Origin of the sequence: Tepidimonas sp. (assembly GCF_036825565.1) — a bacterium.
Classification (GTDB): Bacteria; Pseudomonadota; Gammaproteobacteria; order Burkholderiales; family Burkholderiaceae_C; genus Tepidimonas.
Window position 1 is genome coordinate 1 of record NZ_DAISXZ010000119.1, and the last position, 3,572, is coordinate 3,572.

The 3,572-nt window shown below is 68.0% G+C and carries 1 protein-coding gene; it reads right to left on the bottom strand.

From position 1 onward, the window contains the following. Positions 1-3,296 (bottom strand): diguanylate cyclase domain-containing protein (locus tag V7026_RS11205; RefSeq protein WP_334155458.1); only part of this gene is annotated, 3,296 nt, incomplete at its 3' end. Between the last annotated feature and the right edge of the window lie 276 nt (positions 3,297-3,572).

A 3,572-nucleotide genomic window follows, 5' to 3' on the forward strand; every position in this document is an offset into this window, starting at 1 on the left:
AGACACGTCTGTTTACCCCAATTTCGTGTCCAAAAGAATTGCGGGCGGGGCACCAGCTTTTTTAGGTAGCCCAGCGACGAATAGCCGGTCCCGAAGTCGTCGATGGATACCCGCACCGAAAGCTCAGCCAGCCGTTCCAGGATAGCGGCGGCCGCAGCGGGCTCGCCCATGGGGATGGACTCGGTCAGCTCCAGCTCCAGGCGCTGCGCGGGTAGCCCCTCACGCTGCAAAACGTCGCGGACGGTCTCGACAAAGTCGCGGTGCCGGAACTGCACGGCAGAGATGTTGACCGCCACCGTCAACTCATCCCCGGGCATGTGCCAATCACTGGCGTGCCGCGCCGCACTCGAAAGAACCCAGCGCCCCAGCTCCAAAATGCGCCCGGTGTTCTCGGCCACGGGCACGAACTCTGCCGGCGAGACATCGCCCAACTCGGGATGGTGCCAGCGCAGCAGGGCTTCGGCCGCGACCACGCGCCCGCTGCGCAGCGACACGAGCGGTTGGTAATGCACGGCCATTTGCTCCAGCTCCACCGCGCGCGCCAGCGCTGTGGACAGGGCGAGCAGCCGATCGGATCGCGCCTGCAGGTCCGGGGTGAAGAACCGAAAATCGTTGCGTCCCGCCGCCTTGGCCTGGTACATGGCCCCGTCGGCTTTGCGCAGCAGCACATCGGCCTCGGTCCCATCGTCTGGGAACAGGGCCACGCCGATGGACAGCCCGACGCTGATCTCGCTGTGCGCCACATGCACGGGCGCGCGCATCGCCTCGATGAGGCGCTGGGCAAAGTGGGTGGCCCCGGCGGCGTCGGTTTCGGTCAGGATGACGACGAACTCGTCCCCGCCCATGCGGCTGGGGATGTCCGATAACCGGCACACCCCCAGCAAGCGCTGCGCCACCTGGACCAGGAGCTGGTCGCCGGCCTCGTGGCCCAGGGAGTCGTTGATGGTCTTGAAGTGATCCAGATCCACGAACACCACCGCCAGCGCGTGTGCGTTGCGCTGCGCCAGCGCCAGGTGCTTTTCGAGCAATTGGTTCAGCTGCGTGCGATTGGGCAGGCCGGTCAGTTGGTCGAAATGCGCGAGTTGCTCGATGCGGGCCTGGGCCGCCTTGCGCTCGCTGATGTCGCGGGTAACGCCATGGGCCTCCACCGCGCCGGTCAGGGGATCTTCGACATAGTTGACGACCACCTCCGTCCAAACCAGTGAGCCGTCTTTGCGCGGCTGCGGCAGCTCGCGGATCACGACGTCCTCCGGGCGCAGGCGCCCCGCCCGAAAGTCGCTCAGATCGCGCTGGACATGCACACGCAGCTCGCTGGCCACATCGGGCGGGAGCGCGGCATCGAAGGGTTGCGCCATGACCTCCTGCGGCGTGTAGCCGCGCAGCCGCTCGACGCTGGGACTGACGTAGGTGAAGCGCATGGTCTGTGGGTCCAGCGTCCAGATGACGTCCCGGATGGATTCGGTGATGCGGCGGTAGCGCTGCTCGCTCCGGCGCAGTTCTACGACCAGGTGGCGGCGCTCCTCGTCTCGCGCCAGCTTTTCCAGCCCGTATTCCAACGCCCTGGCCATGCGCAGCAGCAAGACCTGGGTCTGGTCGTCGAAGGCGTTGATTGCCTGTGCGTAGAGCACCAGCACGCCCTCCACCCCGTCGCCGCGACGGAGTGGAATGGCCGCGAGCGAGCGCCAGCCGTGCGCCTGGACCACGGCATGCCACGGCGCGAGCGGCGGATCGGCCAGATAGTCTTGGCACCAGCAGGGGGCCCCCGTCTGCAGGGCGTTCGCCACCGGGTCGGCGGGCTGTGACGGGTCCTGCGCTTGCAGGGGCAGGACCAGGTGGCGCAGCGCTTCCCGCCCCGGACCGTACCACGCCTGCGGCCGCACGGTTTGCGTGCTGCGGTCGATCCAGCCCACCCATGCCAGCGCCAGTCCGCCGACCGCCACGGCGGCCTCACACACCCCGGCAATCATGCGGTCGGCGTGGGCGGCACGGATGACCGCCTCGTTGGCCTGCCCCAGCGCGGCGTACAGGCGCGAGACGTGGTGCACCCGTACCTCGGCGTTGCGGCGATCGGTGATGTTGCGCGCCAGCACCAGCGCGGTGGGCGTGCCCGTGTCCGATGCCTTGCGGGCAACGGACAGCTCGAACCAGCGCGGGCCGGTCGGGGTCTGCACGGCCAGCACACAGCCATGGCTGACACCCTCCTCCAAGGCTTGCCGCACCGCCCCCAAAAGCACCAGCGCCGTGTCGGGGGGCAGCAGATCCTGCACAAAGCGTCCCGTCCACTGCAGCCCCAGAACCGCCTCTGCACCGGGGGACATGGCGTGCACCGCGGCGCAACGGCCCTCGGCATCGATTTCGCACAGGGTGTCGGGAATAGCCTGCAGCGTGGCCCGCAGGTTGTGGTGCGCGGCCTCCAAATCCGCAACCGCCCTGCGCACCCGGCGACGCAACCACACCACCGCCACCCCCAGACCCACCCCCAACGATGCCGCACCAGCCAGTGCCTTGGGCACCCAGTCGGGCAGCACGGCCTCGGCGCGTGGCCCGATCCAGCGCCGCAACGCTTGGAAATACGGCGATCGGTCGTCGGCCTGCCAGGCGCGCAGCCGCCGGTCGATGGTTTCCAGCACCGCCGCGTGGCGCCCTTTGGGCGCAGCGATAAAGAGCTTGGACGGGTTCCACATGATCGGCGTGATGCCCAGCCCATACCACCCCGACTGGTAACTGCCAAAAAAGTGGTTGACCGCGGCCAGGTCCGCGCGCCCATCCGCCACCGTTTGAAAGGCTTGCTCAAACGACGCGACGGGCACCAGCTCGGCCTGGATGCCGAAGCCGCTCAACATGGCGCGCAAGGTCGACTCTTGCACACTGTCGCGCAGCACCGCGATGCGCAGACCCTGCACGTCCAGCACCGTATTGACGGTCAAGCCCGGGCGGCGGTAGAGCTGTGACCAGCTCTGCAACGCCGGCGTTTGGTGGAAGGCAAACCGCCGCAGCCGCTCGTCGGTTTGCGCCACGTCGGGCATCAAATCCAGTTCGCCACGCTCCAACTGCGCCAGGCAGTCGCTCCACTCGCAGCGAACGAACTGCAGCGTCCACCCCTCCTGGGCCGCCACGGCCCGCAGCAGGTCCGGGAAAATCCCGCTGGCCTCGCCGTGCGGCGAGGTGAAGAGCTTGGGTTCGTTCTCGTACAGCCCCACGCGCAGGGTCTGCGCGTGCGCGGGCCACGCCAACGCCAGCGCGCCCAGCATCAGCAGGAAGCGCAGCCAGGAGTCAGGCGAGCGCAGCGGGTCCATGGTGCAATGCCGCAACGATAGCACGCGCTCGTCCGCTGCGGCCCTGTGCGTGGCATAGCCCCGTGGTACTCTTGCCAGCGGTCCGCATGGGCGCTTTGCGCCGGGCACGCTCCGTCCAACCCTCATGGCCACTTTTTCCATTGCGCGCGCACCGGGCTTCAGGGCCTTCGTGCTGTGGCTCATCGCCCTGTTGCTGGGCGTGGGTCTGGCGCAACTCTTGCTGTACCGCCCGCAGTAGATTGGACACAGATTTGCAGTTCATGCGGCCTTCCGGAT